This is a genomic window from Actinomadura sp. B10D3 (genome assembly GCF_039871695.1).
GTDB classification, from domain to species: domain Bacteria; phylum Actinomycetota; class Actinomycetes; order Streptosporangiales; family Streptosporangiaceae; genus Spirillospora; species Spirillospora madurae.
In genome coordinates this window covers 75,956-99,072 of the sequence record NZ_JBDPLY010000015.1, presented here as the reverse complement: position 1 = coordinate 99,072, position 23,117 = coordinate 75,956, and the positions used below count along the sequence as shown (strand labels likewise).

At 74.2% G+C, this 23,117-nt stretch carries 21 protein-coding genes; 15 read left to right on the top strand and 6 right to left on the bottom strand.

The window, feature by feature from the left end; genetic code table 11:
• Positions 1–26: 26 nt before the first annotated feature.
• From ABGB11_RS22775 to ABGB11_RS22735, 9 genes are all read left to right on the top strand, one after another.
• Complete coding sequence (locus ABGB11_RS22775; RefSeq protein WP_347635877.1) at positions 27–932, top strand: helix-turn-helix transcriptional regulator; 906 nt, start codon at positions 27–29, stop codon at positions 930–932.
• Between the two features lie 304 nt (positions 933–1,236).
• Positions 1,237–2,094 carry a squalene synthase HpnC gene (hpnC, locus tag ABGB11_RS22770; RefSeq protein WP_347635875.1) on the top strand — a complete coding sequence of 286 codons (858 nt, stop codon included), beginning with the start codon at positions 1,237–1,239 and terminating at the stop codon, positions 2,092–2,094.
• A gap of 9 nt (positions 2,095–2,103) precedes the next feature.
• The gene (gene hpnD, locus ABGB11_RS22765; protein ID WP_347635874.1) at positions 2,104–2,964 is read left to right on the top strand and encodes a presqualene diphosphate synthase HpnD; all 861 of its coding nucleotides are present in this window, start codon (positions 2,104–2,106) and stop codon (positions 2,962–2,964) included.
• Complete coding sequence (gene hpnE / locus ABGB11_RS22760; protein ID WP_347635873.1) at positions 2,961–4,319, top strand: hydroxysqualene dehydroxylase HpnE; 1,359 nt, start codon at positions 2,961–2,963, stop codon at positions 4,317–4,319. Before hpnD ends, hpnE begins: the two co-directional genes overlap by 4 nt.
• The gene (locus ABGB11_RS22755) at positions 4,316–5,326 is read left to right on the top strand and encodes a polyprenyl synthetase family protein (RefSeq protein WP_347635871.1); all 1,011 of its coding nucleotides are present in this window, start codon (positions 4,316–4,318) and stop codon (positions 5,324–5,326) included. Before hpnE ends, ABGB11_RS22755 begins: the two co-directional genes overlap by 4 nt.
• Before the next feature lie 30 nt (positions 5,327–5,356).
• Entirely contained in the window at positions 5,357–7,222 is a 1,866-nt protein-coding gene (gene shc, locus ABGB11_RS22750) for a squalene--hopene cyclase (protein WP_347635870.1), read from the top strand.
• Positions 7,219–8,706 carry a 4-hydroxy-3-methylbut-2-enyl diphosphate reductase gene (gene ispH / locus ABGB11_RS22745; protein ID WP_347635869.1) on the top strand — a complete coding sequence of 496 codons (1,488 nt, stop codon included), beginning with the start codon at positions 7,219–7,221 and terminating at the stop codon, positions 8,704–8,706. The genes shc and ispH overlap by 4 nt, the downstream gene beginning before the upstream one ends.
• The gene (gene hpnH / locus ABGB11_RS22740; protein WP_347635867.1) at positions 8,703–9,707 is read left to right on the top strand and encodes an adenosyl-hopene transferase HpnH; all 1,005 of its coding nucleotides are present in this window, start codon (positions 8,703–8,705) and stop codon (positions 9,705–9,707) included. The genes ispH and hpnH overlap by 4 nt, the downstream gene beginning before the upstream one ends.
• 75 nt (positions 9,708–9,782) lie before the next feature.
• The gene (locus tag ABGB11_RS22735; protein WP_347635866.1) at positions 9,783–10,409 is read left to right on the top strand and encodes a GAP family protein; all 627 of its coding nucleotides are present in this window, start codon (positions 9,783–9,785) and stop codon (positions 10,407–10,409) included.
• On the opposite strand, the gene ABGB11_RS22730 is transcribed toward ABGB11_RS22735, so the two are convergent.
• The 3 genes from ABGB11_RS22730 to ABGB11_RS22720 form a co-directional block, all read right to left on the bottom strand.
• A complete protein-coding gene (locus tag ABGB11_RS22730; RefSeq protein ID WP_347635865.1) occupies positions 10,379–12,196 on the bottom strand; it encodes an ABC transporter ATP-binding protein in 1,818 nt (605 codons plus the stop codon). The genes ABGB11_RS22735 and ABGB11_RS22730 overlap by 31 nt on opposite strands.
• Positions 12,193–13,869 carry an ABC transporter ATP-binding protein gene (locus tag ABGB11_RS22725; RefSeq protein WP_347635863.1) on the bottom strand — a complete coding sequence of 559 codons (1,677 nt, stop codon included), beginning with the start codon at positions 13,867–13,869 and terminating at the stop codon, positions 12,193–12,195. The genes ABGB11_RS22730 and ABGB11_RS22725 overlap by 4 nt, the downstream gene beginning before the upstream one ends.
• A gap of 89 nt (positions 13,870–13,958) precedes the next feature.
• Positions 13,959–14,513 (bottom strand): ATP-binding protein, encoded by a 555-nt coding sequence (locus ABGB11_RS22720; RefSeq protein ID WP_347635862.1) that lies wholly within the window; start codon positions 14,511–14,513, stop codon positions 13,959–13,961.
• A gap of 117 nt (positions 14,514–14,630) precedes the next feature.
• Here ABGB11_RS22720 and ABGB11_RS22715 point away from each other — a divergent pair, with 117 nt between their 5' ends.
• Positions 14,631–15,029: a cupin domain-containing protein gene (locus ABGB11_RS22715; protein ID WP_347635861.1), complete on the top strand. Its 399-nt coding sequence runs from the start codon at positions 14,631–14,633 to the stop codon at positions 15,027–15,029.
• Between the two features lie 41 nt (positions 15,030–15,070).
• Here ABGB11_RS22715 and ABGB11_RS22710 read toward each other — a convergent pair whose 3' ends face one another.
• Positions 15,071–15,688 carry a LysE family translocator gene (locus ABGB11_RS22710; RefSeq protein WP_347635859.1) on the bottom strand — a complete coding sequence of 206 codons (618 nt, stop codon included), beginning with the start codon at positions 15,686–15,688 and terminating at the stop codon, positions 15,071–15,073.
• A gap of 91 nt (positions 15,689–15,779) precedes the next feature.
• On the opposite strand from ABGB11_RS22710, the gene ABGB11_RS22705 reads away from it, so the two are divergent.
• Positions 15,780–17,225: a PLP-dependent aminotransferase family protein gene (locus ABGB11_RS22705; protein WP_347635993.1), complete on the top strand. Its 1,446-nt coding sequence runs from the start codon at positions 15,780–15,782 to the stop codon at positions 17,223–17,225.
• Complete coding sequence (locus tag ABGB11_RS22700) at positions 17,192–18,037, top strand: SAM-dependent methyltransferase (protein ID WP_347635992.1); 846 nt, start codon at positions 17,192–17,194, stop codon at positions 18,035–18,037. The genes ABGB11_RS22705 and ABGB11_RS22700 overlap by 34 nt, the downstream gene beginning before the upstream one ends.
• A 28-nt stretch (positions 18,038–18,065) precedes the next feature.
• Here ABGB11_RS22700 and ABGB11_RS22695 read toward each other — a convergent pair whose 3' ends face one another.
• Positions 18,066–19,043 (bottom strand): hypothetical protein, encoded by a 978-nt coding sequence (locus tag ABGB11_RS22695; protein ID WP_347635858.1) that lies wholly within the window; start codon positions 19,041–19,043, stop codon positions 18,066–18,068.
• Between the two features lie 236 nt (positions 19,044–19,279).
• Here ABGB11_RS22695 and ABGB11_RS22690 point away from each other — a divergent pair, with 236 nt between their 5' ends.
• Positions 19,280–20,347: a permease gene (locus tag ABGB11_RS22690; RefSeq protein WP_347635856.1), complete on the top strand. Its 1,068-nt coding sequence runs from the start codon at positions 19,280–19,282 to the stop codon at positions 20,345–20,347.
• Between the two features lie 4 nt (positions 20,348–20,351).
• Here the strand turns inward: ABGB11_RS22690 and ABGB11_RS22685 are convergent, their stop codons facing one another.
• A complete protein-coding gene (locus tag ABGB11_RS22685) occupies positions 20,352–21,128 on the bottom strand; it encodes a helix-turn-helix domain-containing protein (RefSeq protein ID WP_347635855.1) in 777 nt (258 codons plus the stop codon).
• Positions 21,129–21,349: 221 nt separating this feature from the next.
• Between ABGB11_RS22685 and ABGB11_RS22680 the strand changes: the two genes are divergently transcribed.
• Both ABGB11_RS22680 and ABGB11_RS22675 read left to right on the top strand, forming a co-directional pair.
• Positions 21,350–22,300, top strand: coding sequence for an ATP-binding cassette domain-containing protein (locus tag ABGB11_RS22680; RefSeq protein ID WP_347635853.1), 951 nt, complete (start codon positions 21,350–21,352; stop codon positions 22,298–22,300).
• On the top strand, positions 22,297–23,070 hold the full coding sequence (locus ABGB11_RS22675; protein ID WP_347635852.1) for an ABC transporter permease: 774 nt from the start codon (positions 22,297–22,299) through the stop codon (positions 23,068–23,070). Before ABGB11_RS22680 ends, ABGB11_RS22675 begins: the two co-directional genes overlap by 4 nt.
• Positions 23,071–23,117: the final 47 nt, after the last annotated feature.

Below are 23,117 nucleotides of genomic sequence, written 5' to 3'. Positions count from 1 at the left end.
CCATCCTCTGTTCGAGGAGTCCCCCCTTGGCCTCCGTCGCGACCACCGGCAGCCCGCAGTCGCCTTCGGCACGCGTCCGCTCGGCGCCCGCCCAGGGGGACCCGTTCGTCCCCCGCATGCTGCTCGGCCGGAGGCTCCGCGAGCTGCGCGAGGCGGCGCGGCTGTCCCGCCGGGACGCGGGACGGCGGCTGGACGGCTCCGAGTCCAAGATCACCCGGCTGGAGCTGGGCCGGACCGCGGCCCGTCCCGCCGATGTCGCCCGGCTGCTGGCGGTCTACGGCGCGGACGGCGACGAGCGCACCGTCCTGCTCGCGCTCGCCGAGCAGACCAGCGCCCGCGGGTGGTGGCACGACGACGGCGACATCGTCTCGCGCTGGGTCCGGCCCTACCTCAGCGCCGAGCAGTCGGCCAGGCTGGTCCGCACGTTCGAGTCGCAGTTCGTCCCGGGCCTGCTGCAGACCGAGGACTACGCCCGCACGGTGATCCGCCGCGCCTACCCCGAGCCGGAGGTCGAGCGGCGCGTCGCGTTCCGGATGCGGAGGCAGCGGGTCCTGCGGCGCCGGCCGCGCCCGCTCAACCTGTGGGTCGTCCTCGACAAGGCGGCGCTGTGGCGCCCGATCGGCTCGCCGGTGACGATGCGGGACCAGATCCGGCACATCGTCGAGATGTGCGCGCGCCCCAACGTGACCGTGCAGATCGCGCCGTACGGCATCAGCAGGCGGGTGGAGTGCGAGGGGCCGCTCACCCTCGTGCGATTCCCGCAGCAGGGGCTGCAGGACATGGTCTACCTGGAGCGCCCCGACAACGCCCACTACCCGGCCCGCCGCGCGGAGATCGAACGGTACTGGCACGTCTTCAACACCCTCGTGACGGAGGCGGCGCCGCCCGAGCGCACGCCGCACATCCTCGCCGAGATGCTCACCACCTACTGATTCGGGCATGCGCGGCGCCTGTCCGTAACCCCGCCCGTCCGCTCCCGCCCACTGCCTGCGGATTCATTGTTGTATGCCTGGATTGTCCGATAACAATGGGTGATCGGCGGAGCGGACGATCACATATTCCCGTCTGACCACTTCCGGCCTACATTGATAAATGCCGGCATTTCGGGAGGGTTCGCCCGGCTCATCGGGGACGTACGCCACAGGAGCCTCTCGATGGACACGTTTACCGGGTGACCGCCCGGATATCGGGCATCGATGTACGTCTCCGTGCCGCCACCGCCCCCGAAGGAACCACATGTCCGTCAGCGAGCGTTTGCGGAACGCCGACGAGGAGCGCCGCACCAGGGCCGAACTGCAGTCCCGGGAGAACTTCCCGGTCGCCACCCGGCTGCTCCCCGCGCGCCACCGCGAGCACCTGCTGAACGTGTACGGCTACGCCCGGCTGGTCGACGACATCGGCGACGAGGCGCCGCCGGCCGAGCGGGCGGAGTTGCTCGACCTGGTCGAACGCGATCTCGACCGCGTCTACGCGGGGACGGCGCCGGAGCTTCCCGTCATCCGCGACCTGGCCGGGACGATCGTCGCCCGCCGCATCCCGGCGGAACCGTTCCGCCGCCTCATCGAGGCCAACCGCAGGGACCAGACCGTCACCCGGTACGCCACGTTCGACGACCTGGTGGGGTACTGCGCCCTGTCCGCCGACCCCGTCGGGCACATCGTCCTGCACGTGTTCGGCGCCGCCACGCCGGCCCGGCTCCGGCTGTCGGACAAGGTGTGCACCGCGCTGCAGATCATCGAGCACTGCCAGGACGCCGGCGAGGACCACCGCAACGGGCGGATCTACCTGCCGGGCGACGACCTGCGCCGGTTCGGCTGCGTCGAGGCCGACCTGGCCGCGCCCGTCACCCCGACCCGCCTGCGCGGGGTCATCGCCCTCCAGGCCGGGCGGGCGAAGCGGATGCTGGACGAGGGGGCGGCCCTCACCACCGGGCTCCGGGCGTTCGCGCGCGTCGCCGTCGCCGGATACGTCGCGGGAGGTCTCGCCGCGATCGCCGGGCTGGAGCGCGACGCCTACGACGTCCTCGGCGGCCCGTCACGACCCCGTAAAGGGCGGCTGCTCGCCGAGTGGTCGCGGACCTTGGGAAGGAGATGAGAAGACCAGATGGACGCACCCACGGCCTACCGGCACTGCGAGAACGTCGTGCGTTCGCAGGCGCGCAACTTCTCTTACGGGATCCGGCTGCTTCCCCAGGGGAAAAGACGCGCGTTAAGCGCCGTCTACGCGTTCGCCCGGCGGATCGACGACATCGGCGACGACCACGCCGCGCCGGCCGCCGACCGGCTCGCCCTGCTGGCGGACGAGCGGGCCCGCCTCGCCGACCTGGACGCCCATCCCTCCGACCCCGTCCTGGTCGCGCTCGCCGACGCGGCCCGCCGCCATCCGATCCCGCTGGAGGCGTTCGGCGAGCTGATCGACGGCTGCGAGGCCGACGTCCGCGGCGAGACCTACGACACCTTCGACGACCTGCACTGGTACTGCCGCTGCGTCGCCGGCGCCGTCGGCCGCCTGTCCCTCGGCGTGTTCGGGACGCCCGACCCGGAGAGGGCCGTGCCCCGCGCCGACGCGCTGGGCGTCGCGCTCCAGCTGACGAACATCCTGCGGGACGTCCGCGAGGACGGGCTGAACGGACGCGTCTACCTCCCCGCCAAGGACCTGGTCCGGTTCGGGTGCACGCTGGAGCGGGACGCGTCCGGCCGCCTGACCGACGACCCGGAGCGGCTGGCGAACCTCGTCCGGTTCGAGGCGGCGCGGGCCGCCGAGTGGTACGGCACCGGCCTGGAGCTGCTGCCCATGCTCGACCGGCGCAGCGCCGCCTGCGCGGGGGCGATGGCGGGCATCTACCGGCAGGTGCTGAGACGCATCACCACCGACCCGCTGGCCGCGCTGGAGAAGCGCACGTCCCTCCCGGCCTGGGAGAAGGCGGCCGTGTCCGCCAGGGCGATGGCCGGGATCCGCAGATGAGCCCCCGGGACGGCACCGGGGGAGAGGTCGCGATCGTCGGCGGCGGCCTCGCCGGGATCACCGCGGCGCTGGCGCTCCAGGAGACCGGCGCGCGGGTCACGATCTACGAGGCGCGTCCCCGGCTCGGCGGCGCCACCCACTCCTTCACCCGGGACGGCCTGACCGTCGACAACGGCCAGCACATCTTCCTCAAGTGCTGCTCGGCGTACCAGGGGCTGCTGGCCAGGCTGGACGCGCAGGACCGGGTCCGCGTCCAGGACCGCTTCGACGTCCGCGTGCTCACCCCGGACGGCGCCGCCGGCCGGCTCCGCCGCGCCAAGGCCCCCGGCCCGCTGCACCTGCTGCCCGCCCTCGCCCGCTACGAGCTGCTCTCCTCGGCCGACCGGCTGCGCGCGACCCTCGCCTCCCTGGCCCTCGACCGCCTCGACCCGGCCGACCCGTCGCTCGACGGGATCCGCACGGGCGCCTGGCTGGCGCGCCACGGCCAGCGGCGGCAGGCCCGCGAGGCGCTCTGGGAGCTGTTCGTCACCGCCGCGCTCAACGTCCGGCTCGACGACGCCGCGCTCGGCCCCGCCGCCTTCGTGTGCAGGACCGCGCTCCTCGGCCGCCAGGACGCCGCCGACATCGGCGTCCCCACCGTCCCGCTCGGCGACCTGCACGGCACGATCCCGGCGGCGCGGATCGAGCGGGACGGCGGCCGGATCCGCCTCGGCGCCAAGGTCACGGCGATCGACGCGGGCCCGAAGCTCGTCGTGAACGGCTCCCCGGTCAGTGCCGACGCCGTCGTCGTCGCGGTGCCGCACCGGGCCGCATCGGCGCTCGTCCCCGAGGAGGCGTCCCCGGACCGGGGGAGCTGGGACGGTCTCGGCTCCAGCCCCATCGTCAACGTCCATGTCGTCTACGACCGGCCCGTCCTGCGCGAGCCGTTCGCCGCCGCGGTCGGATCGCCCGTCCAGTGGGTGTTCGACCGCACCGCGGTGAGCGGCCTCACCGGCGGCCAGTACCTCGCGGTCTCGGTCTCGGCGGCCGACCGCTGGATCGACACGCCCACCGCCGAACTGCGCGCGGTGTACCTCACCGCGCTGGAGCGGCTGTTCCCGGCCGCCCGCCGCGCCCGCGTCACCGACTTCTTCGCGACCCGGGAACGGCACGCCACATTCCGCCAGAGCCCCGGCAGCGGCGCGCTGCGCCCCGCGTCCGCGACCCGGCTGCCGTGGCTGTTCCTCGCCGGCGCGTGGACGGACACGGGCTGGCCCGACACGATGGAGGGAGCCGTGCGCAGCGGCCTCACCGCCGCCCGCCTCGTCCGGCGGCACCTGCAGCAGGCCGACACCGGCGGGGTGAACGGCCGATGACCACCGTCCCCGCCTCGATCACCGACGGGCGCGCCCTGGTCGACCAGGCCATGCGCGCCTCCGCGGAGCGGCTCGACCCGTGGACCCGCCGCGTCGTCGCCTACCACCTCGGCTGGACCGACGAGGACGGCAGGCCCGCCGCGGCCGGCGGCAAGGCGCTGCGCCCCGCGCTGGCGCTGCTGTCCGCGCGGGCCGCGGAGACCTCCTACGAGACGGCGCTGCCCGGCGCCGTCGCCGTCGAGTTCGTGCACGCGTTCTCGCTGCTGCACGACGACATCATGGACGGCGACCGGACCCGCCGGCACCGTCCCGCCGCGTGGACGGTCTTCGGCCCGTCCGCCGCGATCCTCGGCGGCGACGCGCTGCTGGCCCTGTCGGAGGAGCTGCTGCTCGACCAGCACACCCGGGGCGCGCACTGGGCGGCGCGCGCCCTGACCGCCGCCACCCAGCGGCTCATCTCCGGGCAGGCGCTCGACATCGGGTTCGAGTCCCGCGACGACGTGACCCTCGACGAGTGCCTGACCATGGCGGCGGACAAGACCGGCGCGCTGCTCGCCTGCGCCTGCTCGATCGGCGCCATGCTCGGTGAGGGCCCCACCCGCCTCGTCACCGCGCTGACCGGGTACGGCGCCGAGGTCGGGCTCGCGTTCCAGCTCGTGGACGACCTGCTCGGCATCTGGGGCAGCCCGGAGACGACCGGCAAGCCCGTCCTGTCCGACCTGCGGGCGCGCAAGAAGTCCCTGCCGGTGGTGTACGCGCTGACGTCCGGCCGGCCGGAGTCGCGGCGGCTCGCCGACATGTACGCGGACCCGGAGCCGCCGTCCGAGGACGCCCTGCGGGAGATGGCCCGGCTCGTCGAGGCGGCGGGCGGCCGGGACTGGGCCGCGGCCGAGGCGGACCGCCGCATCGCCGCCGCGGACCGGTGCCTCGACGACTCCGGCATGGACGAGGTCGTCGCCGCCGAGTTCCGCGACATCGCACGCTTCGTCACCTCCCGGGACCACTGACACGCCGGCGGACGAGAAGGGAAGCGCCGAATGACCACGACCGAAGTTCCCGGACTCACGGGCGCGGCCTCCGCCGCCGTCGAGGCCGCCCGCGACCACCTGCTCGGTCTCCAGTCGCCCGAGGGCTGGTGGAAGGCCGAGCTGGAGACCAACGTGACCATGGACGCGGAGGACCTGCTGCTCCGCGAGTTCCTCGGCATCGGCTCGGCGGAGGAGACCCGGGAGGCGGCCCGCTGGATCCGGTCCCAGCAGCGGGACGACGGCACCTGGGCGAACTTCCACGGCGGCCCCGCCGACCTGTCCACGACCGTCGAGGCGTACGTCGCGCTGCGGCTCGCCGGGGACCCGGTGGACGCCCCGCACATGCGCCGGGCCGCCGCCTACGCGCGGGAGGCGGGCGGCATCGAGGGCAGCCGCGTCTTCACCCGGATCTGGCTGGCGCTGTTCGGGCAGTGGTCGTGGGACGACCTGCCCGTCATGCCGCCCGAGCTGATGTTCCTGCCGAGCCGGGTGCCGCTGAACGTGTACGACTGGGCGTGCTGGGCGCGCCAGACGATCGTCCCGCTGACGATCCTCGGCTCGCTGCGTCCCGTCCGGGCCCTGCCGTTCGACCTTCCGGAGCTGCGCGCCGGGCGGGCGCCCGCGCGGGAGGCGACGGGCTGGGGGCGGGCCTTCAACGCGCTCGACCGCGTCCTGCACGGGTACGAGAAGCGGCCGGTGCGCCCGCTCCGGAGGGCCGCGATGCGCCGCGCGGCCGACTGGATCATCGCGCGGCAGGAGGCCGACGGCTGCTGGGGCGGGATCCAGCCGCCCTGGGTGTACTCCCTGATGGCGCTGCACGAGCTCGGCTACGGCCTGGACCACCCGGTCATCAAGCGCGGGCTGGAGGGGCTGGAACGGTTCACGATCCGGGACGGGAAGGGGCGCCGGCTGGAGGCGTGCCAGTCGCCGGTCTGGGACACCGTGCTCGCCGTGACCGCGCTCGCCGACGCGGGCGTCCCGCCGGACGACCCGGCGCTGCTGCGGGCGGCGCGCTGGATCGTCGGGGAGGAGGTCCGCGGGCCGGGGGACTGGGCGGTGCGGCGGCCGGACACCCCGCCCGGCGGCTGGGCGTTCGAGTTCGACAACGACGTCTACCCCGACACCGACGACACCGCCGAGGCGATCCTCGCGCTGCGGCGGGTGGCCCTGCCGGAGGCGGAGGCGCCGATCGAGCGGGCGGTCCGCTGGCTGAACGGCATGGCGTCGCGGGACGGCGGGTTCGGCGCCTTCGACGCCGACAACACCCGCGAGCTGTGCACCAAGCTGCCGTTCTGCGACTTCGGCGCCGTCATCGACCCACCGTCGGCCGACGTCACCGCACACGTCGTCGAGGCGCTCGCCCGGGAGGGCCTCGCGGAGTCGGCCGTGGTCAAGCGGGCCGTCGTGTGGCTGCTGAAGGCGCAGGAGCCGGACGGCTCGTGGTTCGGGCGCTGGGGCGCCAACCACGTGTACGGGACGGGCGGCGTCGTCCCGGCGCTCATCGCCGCCGGCGTCCGCCCGGACAAGCCCGCGATCCGGCGCGCCGTGGCGTGGCTGGAGGCGCACCAGAACGAGGACGGCGGATGGGGCGAGGACCTGCGCTCCTACGACGACCCGGCGTGGATCGGCCGGGGCGCGTCCACCCCGTCCCAGACGGCCTGGGCGCTGCTGGCCCTGCTCGCCGCCGGCGAGCGCTCCGCCGCCGTGGACGCCGGCGTGCGCTGGCTCGTCGACGACCAGCGCCCGGACGGGAACTGGGACGAGGACCACTTCACCGGCACCGGCTTCCCCGGCGACTTCTACATCAACTACCACCTGTACCGGCTGGTGTTCCCCGTCAGCGCCCTGGGCCGCTATCTCGGAGGTGCGACATGACGCGGCTCGTGGTGTGCGCGGCGCTCGGCATCGAGGCGCGCGCGCTCTCCCAGGACGGCGACCTGAACGTCGTCCGCATCGGGATGGGGCCGGCCAAGGCGCGGTCGGCCGCCGGGCGCCTGCCGGAGTTCGGCGCGCTCGCCGTCGTGGGGTGCGGCGGCGCGCTGGACGACCGGCTGCGTCCCGGCGACCTGTTCGTCGCGACCGAGGTGCGGGGCGCGTCCGGCACCGTGCGGTGCCGGTCGGCCGAACCGCTCGCCGGCCTCCTGGAGCGCACCACCGGCGCGACCGTCCACCGGGGGCCGCTCGTCACGGTGGACCACATGGTGACGGGCTCGGAGCGCGCGTCGCTGGCCGCGACGGGCGCGCTCGTCGCCGACATGGAGTCCGCCGAACTGGCCGCGGCGGCGGGGGAGCGGCCGTTCGCGGTCGTGCGCGCCATCGTCGACACCCCGGGCCGCCCCCTGGTCAGCCCCGCGACGATCCCGGGCGGGACCGCCGCGCTGCGCCGCCTGCGCACGGTCGGCCCCGCCCTGCGGGAATGGGCGGACGCCGCCGGCCCGCGCCGCCTCCTCCTCGCCGGTCCCCGGTCGTTCCGCGCCGGGGTGGAGCGGGCGATCGAGATCGTGGAACGCGCGCTCGCCCTGCACGGGCCGCCCGTCTACGTGCGCAAGCAGATCGTCCACAACTCCCATGTGGTGGACGACCTGAGCGGCCGCGGCGCCGTCTTCGTCGACGAGCTCGACGAGGTGCCGCCCGGCGCGGTCACGGTGTTCTCCGCGCACGGCGTCGCGCCCGCCGTCCGCGCGGAGGCCGAGCGGCTCGGGCTGCGCGTGGTCGACGCGACCTGCCCGCTCGTGTCGAAGGTGCACGCCGAGGCCCGCCGGTTCGCGGCGCAGGGCCACCTCGTCGCGCTGATCGGGCACGCCGGGCACGAGGAGGTCGAGGGCACCCTCGGCGAGGCGCCGTCCGCCACCTACCTGGTCGAGACCCCGGAGGACGCCGCGTCGCTGCCCGCGGACCGTCCCGTCGCCTACCTGACCCAGACCACCCTCGCCGCCGACGAGGCCGGCGAGGTCGCCGCCGCGATCACCGGCCGGTTCCCGGACGCGGTCGGCCCGCACACCGACGACATCTGCTACGCCACCACGAACCGGCAGGAGGCCGTGACCGGCGTCGCCCGCGACTCCGACCTCGTCCTCGTGGTCGGCTCGTCCAACTCGTCCAACTCCCGCCGCCTCGTCGAGGTGGCCGAGAGCCGCGGCACGCCGGCGGTGCTGATCGACGGCCCCGCCGACATCCCGCTCGGACGGCTCCGCGAGGCCCGGGTCGTCGGCCTGACCGCCGGCGCCTCCGCGCCCCCGTCCGTCCTCGACGCGGTCGTGGACGCCCTGCGCGGCCTCGGCCCCGTCGACATCAAGGAGCACACGGTCACGGTGGAGACCACGGAGTTCACCCTGCCCAAGGAGGTCCGGACACCATGAGCATGCCGCTACGCCAGAGCGTCCGCATCGGCACCTACATCCTCCGCAACAAGCTGCGCGGCAGGGAGAAGTTCCCGCTGATCGTCGAGCTGGAACCGCTGTTCGCCTGCAATCTCGCCTGCGCCGGCTGCGGGAAGATCCAGCACCCGCACGACGTCCTCAAGAAGCGCATGCCGGTCGAGCAGGCCCTCGCCGCGATCGAGGAGTGCGGCGCCCCGATGGTCTCCATCGCGGGCGGCGAACCGCTCATGCACCCGCAGATCGACGAACTCGTGGCCGAGCTCATCAAGCGCAAGAAATTCGTCTTCCTCTGCACGAACGCGCTGCTCATCCCGAGGAAGATCGACAAGTTCACGCCGTCGCCCTACTTCGCCTGGGCCGTCCATATCGACGGCCTGCGCGAACGGCACGACGAGTCCGTCTGCAAGGAAGGCGTCTTCGACGACGCCGTGGCGGCCATCAAGGAATGCCAGAGGCGCGGTTTCCGCGTCACCACGAACACCACCATCTTCAACACCGACACGCCGCAGACCGTCATCGACGTCCTCAACTACCTCAACGACGATCTCAAGGTCGACGAGATGATGATCTCGCCCGGCTACGCCTACGACAAAGCCCCGGACCAGGAGCACTTCCTCGGCGTCCAGGAAACCCGGGAACTGTTCAAGAAGGCCTTCGCGGACGGAAATCGCAAACGCTGGCGTTTCAACCACTCCCCGCTCTTCCTGGATTTCCTGGAAGGCAAGGTCGATTTCCCCTGCACGGCCTGGGCGATCCCGTCCTACTCCCTCTTCGGCTGGCAGCGCCCCTGCTACCTCATGTCGGACGGCTACGCCCAGACCTACCAGGAACTCCTGGACGAGACCGACTGGGACTCCTACGGCCGCGGCCGCGACGCCCGCTGCGCCAACTGCATGGCCCACTGCGGCTACGAACCCACGGCCGTCTTCTCGACCCTGACCTCCCTGAAAGAATCCCTAAGAGCCGTCCGCTCCGTCTGACACAGGATCTGGTGCGTGGCGGTGTGGGGGAGGGACGAGGGGGGAGCATTTGGGGGTGGCGGGGAGGGGGCGTAGGTGAGTCTTCAGATACTCCCGCTCGCCATCACCATGATGGTGGGGCCGCAGATCATGTCCGCGATCATCCTGGTGACGACCGAGCGGGCGGTGCGGGTCTCGCTGGGTTTCCTCGCCGGGGTGGCGGTCGCGACGATGCTCGGGGTCGCCGTGACCCGGGGCGTGTTCGCTCTGGTGGGGAACAACGTCGAGCTGGGGGACCCGTCCGATCGGGGGGCCGCGGGGACCGTCGTCCAGTACGTCCTGGTCGGCGTGCTGCTGCTCGCCGCGCTGAAGGCCTACGTGCGGAGGGAGACGGCGGCGCCGCCGAAATGGCTCGGGGCGCTGATGGAGGCCGGCCCCCGGAAGGCGTTCAGGACGGGTTTCCTGGTGATCCTGCTGATGCCGTCGGACGTCGCGGTCATGCTCACCGTCGGGGCGAACCTGGAGCAGTCGGACTCGTCCCTGGTGTCGGCGCTGCCGTTCGTCGGGGCCGTCGTCCTGGTCGCCGCGCTGCCGCTGCTGGCCCTCCTGCTGTTCCACCGGCGCGCCGAACGGGTGATGCCCCGGGTCCGGGAGTGGCTCGGCACGCACAGCTGGGTCGTCAACATCGTCGCCTACCTGGTCTTCGTCGTGCTGCTGCTGTGATCGGCCCGTGCGCCGGACCAGGCCTGCCAGAGGGCCGCGTACCGGCCGCCGGCCGCGCGCAGCTCGTCGTGGGTGCCGCCCTCCACGACGCGGCCGTCCTCCAGGACGACGACGCGGTCGGCGGACGCGGCCTGGGTGAGGCGGTGCGCGACGATCAGCGCGGTGCGGCCCGCGACGGCGGCGTCCGCGGCCCGCTCCAGGGTGCGGGCGCCGCTGCTGCCGGCCTCGGCGGTCGCCTCGTCCAGGACGGCGATCCGCGGGTCGGCGAGGACCAGCCGGGCCAGCGCGAGCTGCTGCGCCTGCGCGGCGGTGAGCCGGTGGCCGCCGTCGCCGACCACGGTGTCCAGGCCGCCCGGCAGTGCCCGCGCCCACTCCAGCGCCCCGACCGTCGCGAGCGCCGCGCGCAGGTCGGCGCCGGTGGCGCCGGGCCGTGCGAGCCGCAGGTCGGCGGCGAGCGGCCCGGCGAACACGTGCACCTCCTGGGTGACCAGGGCGACGGCCTGCCGCGCGGCGGCGGGGCCGAGGTCGTCCAGGTCGATCCCGCCGACCAGGACCGTCCCGGCCTCCGGACGGTGCACCCCTGCGATCAGCCGGGCGACGGTGGTCTTGCCCGCGCCGCTCGCGCCGACCAGCGCGACCCGCTCGCCGGGCCGGAGCTCCAGGTCGACGCCGTGCAGGACGGGCCGTCCCGGCACGTAGGCGTGGCCGAGCCCGGTGGCGACGACCGAGGCGTCGCGCGGGGCGACCGGGCGGGGCGGCTCGGGTGCGGGCCGGTCCGCCACGCCGGCGAGGCGGGCCAGCCCGGCCCCGGCGGCCTGCGCGTCGTCCAGCAGCGCGAGCGCGGTGTTCATCGGGCCGAACAGATTATGGAAGTACAGGGCGGCGGCGGTCGCGGTGCCGATGGACGCCGACCCGCCGCGCACCAGCCAGAACCCGGTGACCAGGACGGCCGCCAGGCCCGTGTACTCGGCGACGTGCAGCCGCATGTAGAAGCGCAGGACGAGCCTGATGCCGCGCATCGTCAGGTCCACGACGGCCGACGAGCGGCGGGCGACGAGGCCGGCGTGCTCGTCCTCCAGGCGGAACGCGCGGACCGTCGCGCCGCCGCCGATGCTGTCGAGGAGCTGCTGCTGCTGGACGCCGTTCGCCGCGCGCTGCTCGGCGTAGAGCGGGACGGCGCGCCGCACGTACCAGCGGGCGGTGTACGCCTGGACGGGCGCGGCGAGCAGTGCCGCGAGGAAGAACCGCCAGTCGAGCAGGGCGAGGCCGGCGAGGGTCAGCGCGATCGCCAGCAGGGACCGCACCAGCTCGGGCAGCGCCCGGCGGACGGCCTCCGCGATCAGCGACACGTCCCCGGTGACGCGGGCGACGAGGTCCCCGGACCCGGACCGCTCCACTTCGGCGAGCGGCAGGTGCAGGGCCCGCTCGACGAACCGCTCGCGCAACCGGGCGAGGACGGTCTCGCCGAGCCGCGCCACCAGCGTCAGCCCCCAGGCGGTGGTGAGGCCCTGGACGACCGCGACGGCGGCGAGCAGCGCGATCAGCGGTGTCACCGCGTCCGGCCGGTGCTCGGCGACGACGTCCACCACCCGGCCGAGCAGGGGCGGGGTCAGCATCCCGGCGGCCGTCGCGGCGGTCATCACGGCCGCCGCTCCGGCCGCGAGCCCGCGGTGCGGCCGCAGCAGCCCGCCGAGCAGCGCCCGGACCCGCGCGCCGGACGCGACGGGCAGCGGCTCCGCACCGTCCCCGCCCGTCGTGGCAGGGCGGGTCATGACAGGGCCCGTCATGACAGGACCGTCGCGCGGTAGCCGTCGTGGCGGGTCGCGAGCTCGGAGTGCGTCGCGGCGTCCCCGGTCCGGCCGCCGGAGACCAGCACGACCCGGTCGGTGACGGCGAGCAGCGCCGGGCTCGTCGTGACGACGACCGTCGTCCTGCCCCGGCGCAGCGCGCGCAGCCCCTCGGCGATGCGCGCCTCGGTGACCGCGTCCACCGCCGTCGTCGGATCGTGCAGGACGAGGACGGGCGCGTCCGCGGCCAGCGCGCGGGCGAGCGCCACGCGCTGCCGCTGCCCGCCCGACAGCGCCCGGCCGCGCTCGCCGACGGACGCGCCGTCCCCGAGGGCGGCGGCGATCTCGCCGGCACCGGCCGCGGCGAGCACGCGATCCAGATCGCCGGACGAGAGGTCGCCGGACGCGAGGTTGCCGGCCAGGTCTCCGGCGAACAGGTCGGCGTCGTGCGCGGCCACCAGGATCGAGGCGCGCACCGCAGCCGGGTGGAGGGTGCTCAGGGGGACGCCGTCCAGCTCGACGGTGCCCGCGTCCGGGTCGGTCTCGCGTCCGAGGCAGCGCAGCAGCGCCTCCGCGTCGCCCGGGTCGGGGGCGACGACGCCGAGCAGCTCGCCGGGCCGCGCCTCCAGATCCAGCTCCCGCAGGCTTCCGGACGTCACGCCGCTCAGCCGCACATGCCCGGCGACCGGCTCGGGCGGCACGCCGTCCCCCTCGGGGACGGCGGACGGCGCGGCCAGCACGTCCGCGATCCGGGCCGCGGAGGCGCGCCCCTGCGCGAACCTCGCGTTCACCCATGCCAGGACCGACAGCGGGCCGAGCAGCATCAGCGCCAGGCCGACGGCCGACACGAGCTGCCCGAGGCTCACCTCCCCCTGCGCGGCCAGCCGCCCGCCGACCAGCGCGACGAGGGCGATGAACACCCCGGTGAGCGCGAGCACCGTCCCGTTCTGCCAGGCCTCCGCCCGCGCGGCCCGCAGCGTCGCGCCGAGCGAGTCCGCGCTCGTGCGCCGGTACCGTTCGACCGCCGCGGGCTCGGCACCGAGGCCCTTGAGGACCCGCAGCCCGGCGACCAGATCGGCGGCGACGGCGGACGCGTGCGCCGCGCGCTCCTGCTCGGCGCGGCTGCGGCGTTCCAGCGGCTTGCCCAGCAGGTGCCCGAGCAGCATCAGCAGCGGCGTCCCGAGCACGACGACCAGGCCGAGCGGCAGGGAGATGCCGAGCAGCACCGCCGCGCCCGAGGCGATGCCCACCAGCGCGGCGGTCCCGGCCATCAGCGCCACGTTCACGGCGCCGACGCGGCGCGCGTCCTCGGTGGCGATGGCGGTCAGCGCGCCGGGGAGCCGCCCGCTCTCGGCGCCGCCGCGCGGGTCCAGCACCCGCTCCACGAGCGCCAGCCGCAGCCCGTGCGCGGCGCGCGCCCCGGCCCGCTCCCCGGCGTAGGCGCCGATCCGGAAGCTCCACGACAGCACCAGGTACACGCTCGCGAGCGCTCCCAGCCACAGGACGAGGGCGCGCCCGTCGTCCCCGGCGATGGCCTGGTCGATCGCCATGCCGATGAGCACGGGGACGAGCGCCTCACCGACCTGGTGCGCCGAGGCGAGCACCGCGGCGACCACGACGTCCCGCCGCTGCGACCGAACGGCCCACTTCAGCACGGCCCTTCCCGTGACCACTCCCGCTCCCATGATCGGCACAGTCTGATCGGCACACTTTGATCAGCACAGTTAAGGAAAGGCAAAGCTAACTCATGGGCGGGGGACCCCTACGCCTCGCCTCCGGCGAAGGCGAGGAGGTCCGGGAGGGCGGGGTCGTAGCCGTCGGTGGTGTCCACGGTGATCGTCGGAGCGTCCAGGGAGATCCAGACGAAGGAGTCGTTGGAGTGCCGCCCGGCGGCGATCGCCTCCAGCAGGGCCCGGTCGCCGTGCGCGGCCCGGTGGGCGTCGCTCGCGGCGCGACGGGCGACCCGCTCGTGCGCGACGGCCGCCGGCGCCGTGCACCGGACGATGCGGACGGCGGCGATGCCGAGGAGCGGTTCGAGGCGCGGGCGCCACACCCGGTCCTGGAACGCGGCCTCGGCCACCACGGTCACCCGGGCCTTCGCCAGGACGGTCAGGGTGTCGAAGAAGGCGGACAGCGCGGGCGGGTTGAGCCGGTCGTTGCCGCCGGTGCCGGACCCACCCGCGGCGAGCACCATGCCCTGCTTGATCTCGTCCCGGATGATCGCGGGGCAGCCGAGCCCCTGCGCGAGCCGGTGCGCGAGCGTGGTCTTGCCGGTCCCAGGCGGCCCGCTGACGACGATCAGACGCGGCTTGCTCACACCGCATTGTGGCATTCCAGCGAGCCTCGGCTCCGCCACGGGCGATCGAACTGGACCAATATCGTGACGCCGAACCGGCTCATCTCAGTGAGCCGGTTTTGCCCTAGCGTGGCGTTCATGCAGAGCATTTCGCAGTCGAACACCGTCCTGACCGTCCTTCAGGAGGAGCATCCCTCGATCCCGGACGGGGCCTGCGCGATGACGATCCACATCGAGCTGCCGCCGGGCGATCCCGGCACCCCGCCGCACCGCCACAGCGGCCCCGTCTTCGGCTACATGCTCGAAGGCGAAATGATCTTCGAGCTGGAGGGCGAGCCGGAACGGGTGATCCGCGCAGGGGAGGCGTTCCGGGAGCCGGGCGGGGACGTCATCCACTACCAGGCGGCCAACAACCTCACGGATGCCCCGAGCCGCTTCGTCGCCGTCATGATGTGCGTGCCCGGACAGCCGATGCTCACCCTGGTCGACGAGGAGGAGCTGCGGCAGCGCCAGGACCGCCGCGCTCCCCGCCCTTGAGGCTCCCTGTCCTCAGGGCCCCTTGTGGACGAGGCTCCGGGTCAGGCGGCGACGGTGTAGGCGGCGAGGCTCAGGTAGACGCCGCCGATCGCGTAGCCGTAGCGGTGCGCCGAGCCGGAGCGGCGGCCCAGCCAGCGGCGGGCGGCGCCGCCCGCGACGGCGTAGCCCGCGTCCAGGACGAGCGCCAGCACGAAGAACACCGCGCCGAGCAGCATCATCTGCGCCCGCGCCCCGGCCGTCCCGGCATCGGACGTGACGAACTGCGGCAGGAACGCCAGGAAGAACAGCGCGACCTTGGGGTTGAGCACGTTGACCACCACGCCGTCCCGGAACACCCGCCGCAGCGGAAGCGGGGCGGTCCCCTCGCCGAGGTCCAGCTCGGACGGCCGCAGCATCGTGCGCGCCGCCAGGTAGAGCAGGTATCCGGCACCGGCGAACTTCAGGGCGGTGAACGCGACCGGTGAGGCCGCGATGAGCGCGGAGACGCCGAGCACCGCGAGCGCGATGTGCGCGAGCGTGCCGGTCTCGACGCCGAGCGCGGAGACCAGGCCGGCCCGGTATCCCTGGGCGGCGCTGCGCGTCATGATGTAGATCCCGTTCGGGCCGGGGATCACGATGAGCGCGATGGAGGCCGCGGCGAAGGCGAGAAGGGTGGTCATGGTGGTCGCTCCCTGGGTCGGCCGCCGGCTGCGGCGTCACCGCTAGCCTGGCTCCATGGAGGCGGGCGAACCCGGGCCAATCAGGCCGCAGGTGGACCGTTTTCGCGATCCGGGCGAGCTGGCCGAGATCCTCGGCGACTGGACGAGCGGGCCCGGCCCGCTGTACCGCAAGCTCGCCGCCGCCCTCCACCGGGCCGTGCTGGACGGCTCCCTGGGCGCCGACGAGCGGCTGCCCGCCGAGCGCGCCCTGGCGAAGGCGCTGGTGGTGAGCCGGGCGACGGTCGTCACCGCCTACGACGAGCTGCGCGGGCTCGGGGTGGTCGACAGCCGGCGCGGCAGCGGCACCCGGGTGGTCCGGCAACCGGGGTCGTCCCGCCCGGGAGCCGACGGCCGCGTGCCCGGCGGCCGGGCGACCGCGATCTTCCAGAGGCTGATCGACGGTCCGGAGGACGTGATCTCGCTGCGCCACGCCATGGAGGGCGCGGTGCCCGAGCTGGGCGAGGAACTGGCCGCCCTGCTGGCGGAGGACCTGCCCGGCCTCATGGCGGACACCGGCTACCACCCGAGCGGCCTGCCCGCGCTCCGCGTCGCCGTGGCCGAGCACTTCACCTCCCGCGGATTGCCGACCACGCCCGAGCAGGTGCTCGTGACGACGGGCGTGTCCCAGGCGTTGGCGCTGGTAGCGCAGGTGTACCTGCGGCGGCGGTCGGTCGTCGTCGTGGAGTCGCCCGGATGGCCCGGCTGCTTCGACGTGTTCCGGGCGGCCAGCGCGCGGCTCGCGGGCGTGCCCCTCGACGAGGACGGCATCCGCCCGGACGAGCTGGCGCGGGCGTTCGCCGGGCACCGCCCCGACCTGCTGTACGTCATGCCGACGGTGCACAACCCGACCGGCACGCTGATGGCGGAGGGGCGCCGCCGCCGGGTCGCCGAACTCGCCGCCGAGCACCGGGTGCCCGTCCTGGAGGACAACGCCTACGGCCTCGGCGGCCGGGACGCACCGCCGCCGATCGCCGCGTACGCGCCGCGCGGCGCCGAGATCCTGTCCGCCGACTCGCTCGCCAAGTCGGTGTGGGGCGGGCTGCGCACCGGATGGGTGCGCGGCCCGGCCGGGGTCGTCGAGCGGCTCGCCCGCCACAAGGCGCTGGCCGACCTCGGCAGCCCCGTCCTCGACCAGGCGCTCGCCGCCCGCCTGCTGCCGCGGCTCCCGGACATCGCCGCGGCCCGCGCCGACGTCCTGCGGCGGCGCCTCGACCATCTCGCGGCGCTGCTGAACGAGCGGCTGCCCGGCTGGCGCTTCCGGCCGCCGGACGGCGGATCGGCTCTCTGGATCGAGCTGCCCGGACGGGACGCGCGCGACTTCGCCCAGGTGGCGCTGCGGCACGGCGTCGAGGTCGTCCCGGGCGCCGCCATGGACCCGACCGGCGCCCACGACCGCCATCTGCGGCTCCCGTACACCTTCCCCGCCGACGTGCTCACCGAGGCGACCGCCCGGCTGGCCGCCGCCTGGGCCGAACTGACCGCCCGCGCGGAGCCCTGAGGCGCCGCGGGCCCGCGGGCGGCGGCGGTATCATCGCGGAAGATCACGGCCGCCGGGTCCACGAGGTCGACCGCGCGGCCGTGCTGGGCTTCGTCACCCAGTTCAACGAGGGGCTCGACGTCACCCGCGAGAACCGGCAGTTCCTGTACCGGGTGGTGCGCCACCTGGCCGAGGAAGAGGGGATCCGCCAGTTCCTCGACATGGGCAGCGGCCTGCCGACGCAGGCGAACGTCCACCAGGTCGCGCAGCGGTTCCAGCCGGACGCGCACGTGGTCTACGTGGACAGCGACCCCATCGTGCTGGCCCACGGCCGTGCGCTGCTGAGCGCGGAGTCCACCACGGTCATCCAGGCGGACATGACCGACCCCGGGGACGTCCTCGCGCACCCCGAGGTCCGCCGCCTCATCGACTTCGACCGGCCGGTCGCCGCGCTGTTCCTGTCGGTGGCCCACTCGATCCCGGACGACGAGCAGGTCCGCGGGATGTTCGCCGCGACCGCCGACGCGCTCGTCCCGGGCAGCTTCCTCGCGATGTCCCAGTTCGTCGGGGCGGACCGGGAGACGGCCGACTCCCACACCGCCAAGGCCACCGAAATGGGGCTGGTGTGGAAGACCCGCACGGTCGAGGACTTCCGGCCGCTCGTGCCCGACCTGGAGCCGGTCCCGCCCGGCCTGGTGGACGTCGCCGACTGGCGCCCGGACCCGGACCAGCCGCCTCCGGCCACCGTCGACGCCCCCCTCCAGCCGTTCCTCGGCGCGGCCGGGGAGAACAAGCAGGTCAAGGAGTTCGGCGGCGTCCTCCGCAAGAGCTGACGCCCTCCGCTGGCGCGGGGGCCGGCGGTCAGGCGCCGAGCGCGGGTACGGGACGCAGCGACGGCCGCGCCGGCGAGAGCGAGCCGGGGACGGCCTGGGTGAGCCGGGCGGTCTCGTCGTCGGCGAACGCGGGGTCGGACATCGCCTGGAGGCGCCGGATCATCAGGCCCTCGCGGATCGCCCACGGGCAGATGTCGACGCGGTCGATGTCCATGGTCGTCATCCAGCCCTCGGCCACGATCGCCCCGGCCAGGATCTGCGGTGCCCGGGGCCGGGACACGCCCCGCAGCCTCGCCCGCGCCGCGGCCTTCTTGGCGGCCAGCACGGGGATCATCTCCCGGAGCCGCTCCACCTCCAGCACCCGGTGGGCGTAGGGGCCCGCCTTGCGCTTCGGGGCACCGGTCAGCCGGGCCAGCTGGGTGAAGGTCTTGGAGGTCGCCACCGGCCGCACCGGCTGGTCGCCGGTCAGGCCCGGCCGCACCTTGGCCGCGAGCTCCTCCAGCTCGTCGTACACCCGGCGGCCCAGCCGCCGGACGTGCTTGGGGGAGGGCGGGTCGCCCGGCAGCATCTCGCGGGTGAGGCGTCCCGCGCCCAGCGGAAGCGACAGGGCCAGCTCCGGTTCCCGCCCCTCGCCGTGCGCGATCTCCAGCGACCCGCCGCCGATGTCGGCCAGCAGCAGCCGCCCGGCCCACCAGCCGTACCAGGCCCGCGCGGCCAGGAACGTCAGCCTGGCCTCGTCCTCGCCGGACAGGAACCCCAGCCGTATCCCGGTCGCCGCGGTCACCCTGGCGACGATCTCGTCGCGGTTCGCCGCCTCCCGCACCGCCGAGGTCGCGAACGCGATCAGCTCCTCGACACCGTGCGCCGCCGCGGCGCGGGCGGCGTCCCCGACCGAGCCCACCAGCCGGCGGACGGCGTCGTCCGCCACCCGGCCCTCGGCGTCGATCGCCTCGGCCAGCCGGGTCGGGCACTTCACCGCCGTCACCGGCCGGGGCGGCTCGCTCACGCTGAGGTCCACCACCTTGAGATGTGCGGAATTCGAACCCACGTCCAGTACACCGACTCGCATGGGAACGCTTTACCCGCACAGAGCAGATCAACCGCTCTCCGGCCGTCCCGGTGGACGTGTCCCGGCGCCCGCCCTTCCGCGCGGGAAGCGGTGTGATCTTGACGTGGCCCGGGCGGCGGCGGACGCTGAATGCGCCGATCTTGGTCCTCTGTGGCGTCCGGAACGGGAGTCATATGCCGGTCCATGCTGTCGAACCCGCCCGCCGAACCCCGTATCTCGCGGCCGCGCTACTGCTCCTGGTGATCAGCGCCGGCGGCCTTCTCTGGGCCAAGTGGTGGCCGTACGGCCTCAAGCTGAACACCCTTCTGGATGACCGCTCGTGGCCAGGGGCCTCGCTGCTGGACAGCGCCGGCCAGAGCGGGACGGGTCCCAGCCTGCAGGGCGGATGGGACTTCGCCGTCGGCTACGGCGAGGCGGTCTGGAAGGCCCTCGTCGTCGCCCTGGTGGTCGCCGCCGCCGTGGACGCCCTGGTGCCGCGCCGCCCGCTCGCCACCGTGCCGGCCCGGCGGCGGGGATTCGGCGGGTCCCTGCTGGGAGGATTCGCGTCCATGCCGTGCATGATGTGCACGTGCTGCGCGGCGCCGATCGTGGGCACGCTACGGCGCAACGGCGCGTCGACGTCCTCGGTGCTGGCCTACTGGCTCGGCAATCCCACGCTCAACCCGGCGGTGCTCGCGTTCCTGGCGATCGTCGCCCCGTGGCAGTGGTTCGCCACGCGCCTGGCCGTCGGCGTGGTGCTGGTGTTCGCGGTGACCGTCCTCATCGATCGGCTGGCCCGGAAGAGGGACGACCCGCCGTCCGAGGACGTCCCGGCCGCCCCGCCGGGCGACGGGCTGCGGGCCGCGCCGCGACGGTTCGTCCGCAGCCTCGTCCGGCTGTCGCTCACACTGGTGCCCCAGTACGCGGTCGTCGTCTTCACGGTCGGGGCCCTGCGCGGCTGGCTGTTCCCCTTCGACGGCGACGCGGCGCACTGGGGGATCCTCGCGGTGGCCGCCGCGGCGGTGCTCGGCACCCTCGTCGTCGTCCCGACGGCGGGCGAGATCCCCATCCTGCTCGGTCTCGCCGCGGCGGGAGCGGGGGCCGGGGTCGTCGGCGCCCTGCTGATCACCCTGCCGGCGATCAGCCTCCCCTCGATGATCATGGTGATGCGGGAGCTCTCCTGGCGCGTGACGGCCGCCGCGGGCACCGCCGTCGCGGTCGCCGGCCTGGTCGCCGGCGGACTGCTCTGGACGCTCGGCTGACCCGCTAGGTGCGGTCCGCGGGTTCCGGCTCGGGGGCGTCACCCGGGGCCGGCACGGTGTTGGTGTGAAGGACCTCGCGGGCCTGCTCCGCGGCGCGCAGGAGGCTCTCGGTGACGAGGTCGAGGAAGCGGGCGATGTTCTCCAGGCGGGCGGCGGCCGGGGTGCCGGGGCCGAGGACGGCGGCGCTCTGCCGGGCGGTCCGGACGAGCCGGTCGTTGGACCGGGCGCTGGCGATGATCGACTGGAAGAACAGCTCGTCGTCGACGAAGTAGCGCTCGCGGCGGCGCCCGTCGCGTTCCCGCCGGACGAGGTCCTGGCTCTCCAGGAACGCGATCGCCTTGGAGATGGACGCCGGGCTGACCTGGAGGCGCTGGACGAGCTCGGACGCGGTGAGGCTGCCCGCGTCGGTCGTGTACAGCGCGCCCAGGATCCGGGACATCATCGTGGGCAGGCCCGACTCGCTGAAGACCGTGGTCAGCATCTCCTCGCACTCCCGCACGGCCTCGCGGTGCCGCTGCGACGCGGTGTCGCGCCCGTCGGCCCGCGGTGGCGCCTCCGGCGTCCGCGACGGGGCCTGCCCGCGCCGCCGGGCGCGGCGCTCGGTGGCGCGGTGGGCCAGGTCGGCCCGGTAGGCGGTGGGGCCGCCGTTGCGCATCACCTCGCGCGTGATCGTGGAGGTGGGACGGTCGAGCCGCCTGGCGATCTCCGCGTAGGCGAGGCCGTCGGCCAGCCCCTGCGCGATCTGCCGGCGGTCCTGCTGGGTGAGCCTGCCTCCCGGCATCACGTCTCCTCTGCTCCTCGATGCCATCACCGTAGCGTTCGATCCCATTTCATTGCAACGCATAGGCAAGGGTCGTTGCATTGTTTGCCAGAGTGGTTGCAACGATTTAGCCGCAGTTACCAGCAACGATAGGAGCCCGATGCAACGAGTACGTTGCTCGAACTGGAAATGCAACGTAGCGTTTCTAATATGCGAAACAAGAAATCCGAAGGGTGGCCGTCATGAGCGACCTGGCGATCGCGGTGAACGGGCTGCGCAAGTCCTACCCCGGCAAGGACGGCGGCAAGGTCGTCCTCGACGGCGTCGACCTGGCGGTCCCCGAAGGAACCGTCTTCTCCCTGCTCGGGCCGAACGGCGCCGGCAAGACCACCACCGTCCAGATCCTGTCCACCCTGATCCCCGCCGACGGCGGCACCGTCCGGGTCGCCGGGCACGACCTGGCCCGCAACCCGGACGACGTGCGCGGCGCCATCGGCGTCACCGGCCAGTACTCGGCCGTCGACAAGCTGCTCACCGGCGAGGAGAACCTGCTCCTGATGGCCGACCTCAAGCACCTGTCCCGCGCCGACGGCAGGCGCAGGACCGCCGAGCTGCTCGACCGGTTCGACCTGGCCGGCGCGGCGCGCAAGCCGGCCGGAACCTACTCCGGCGGCATGCAGCGCAGGCTCGACCTGGCGATGACGCTGGTCGGCGACCCCCGCGTGATCTTCCTGGACGAGCCCACCGCCGGCCTCGACCCGCGCAGCCGCCGCACCGCGTGGCAGATCGTCCGCGACCTGGTCGCCGGCGGCGTCACCATCTTCCTGACCACCCAGTACCTGGAGGAGGCCGACGAGCTCGCCGACCGCATCGCCCTGCTGGACGGCGGGCGGGTGATCGCCGAAGGCACCGCCGAGGAACTCAAACGGCTCATCCCCGGCGGCCACATCACCCTCACCTTCGCCACCGCCGCCCTGCTCGACGCGGCCCGGGAGGCCCTCGGCACGGGGGTCGCCGACCCCGAGGCGCTCACCCTCCAGGTGCCGGGCGACGGCGGCGTCCACGCGATCCGCGAGCTGCTCGTTCGCCTGGACGAGCGCTCGATCGACATCGCCGACATGAGCATCCACACCCCCGACCTCGACGACGTCTTCCTCACCCTCACCGGCCGCCCGAAGGAGGCCTCCCGATGAGCACCCTCACCCTCGCCGCGCGCGACTCCTCCACGATGGTCCGGCGGCAGCTCAAGCGGCTGCTCCGCTACCCGTCCCTGACCGTGCAGCTGGTGGTGACGCCCGTCATCCTCCTGCTGCTGTTCGTCTACGTCCTCGGCGGCACGCTCGGCAGCGGCCTCGGCGGGGGCCGCGGCACCTATGTCAACTACGTCGTCCCCGGCATCCTGCTGATGGCGGCCGCCACCGCCGCCACCGGGACGGCCGTCATGGTCGCCACCGACATGACCGAGGGCATCATCGCCCGCTTCCGCACCATGCGGATCTCCCGGGCGTCGGTGCTCACCGGCCATGTCGTCGGCAGCGTGATCCAGCAGCTCCTCGGCATGGCCGTGCTGATCGGCATCGCCTTCGCGATCGGCTTCGACCCCAACGCCACCCCGATCGAATGGCTGGCCGCCATCGGCCTGCTCGCCCTGTTCGTCGTCGCCATCACCTGGCTCTCGGTGGCGCTCGGCCTGAAGTCGCCGACCCCCGAGGCGGCCAGCAACGCGCCGATGCCGCTGATCGTGCTGCCGTTTCTCGGCAGCGGCTTCGTCCCCACCGACTCCATGCCCACCGCCCTGCGCTGGTTCGCCGACTACCAGCCCTTCACCCCGATCATGGAGACCGTGCGCGGCCTGCTCCTCGGCACCCCGATCGGCGACGACGCCGCCATCGCCGTCGCCTGGTGCGCCGGCATCGCCGCCGCCTCCTACCTCTGGGCCAGGAACACCTTCGCCAAGGCCTGACTCCGAACCCGACCCGTTCTCAACCGCGCCGTTACCGATCGCTGCGC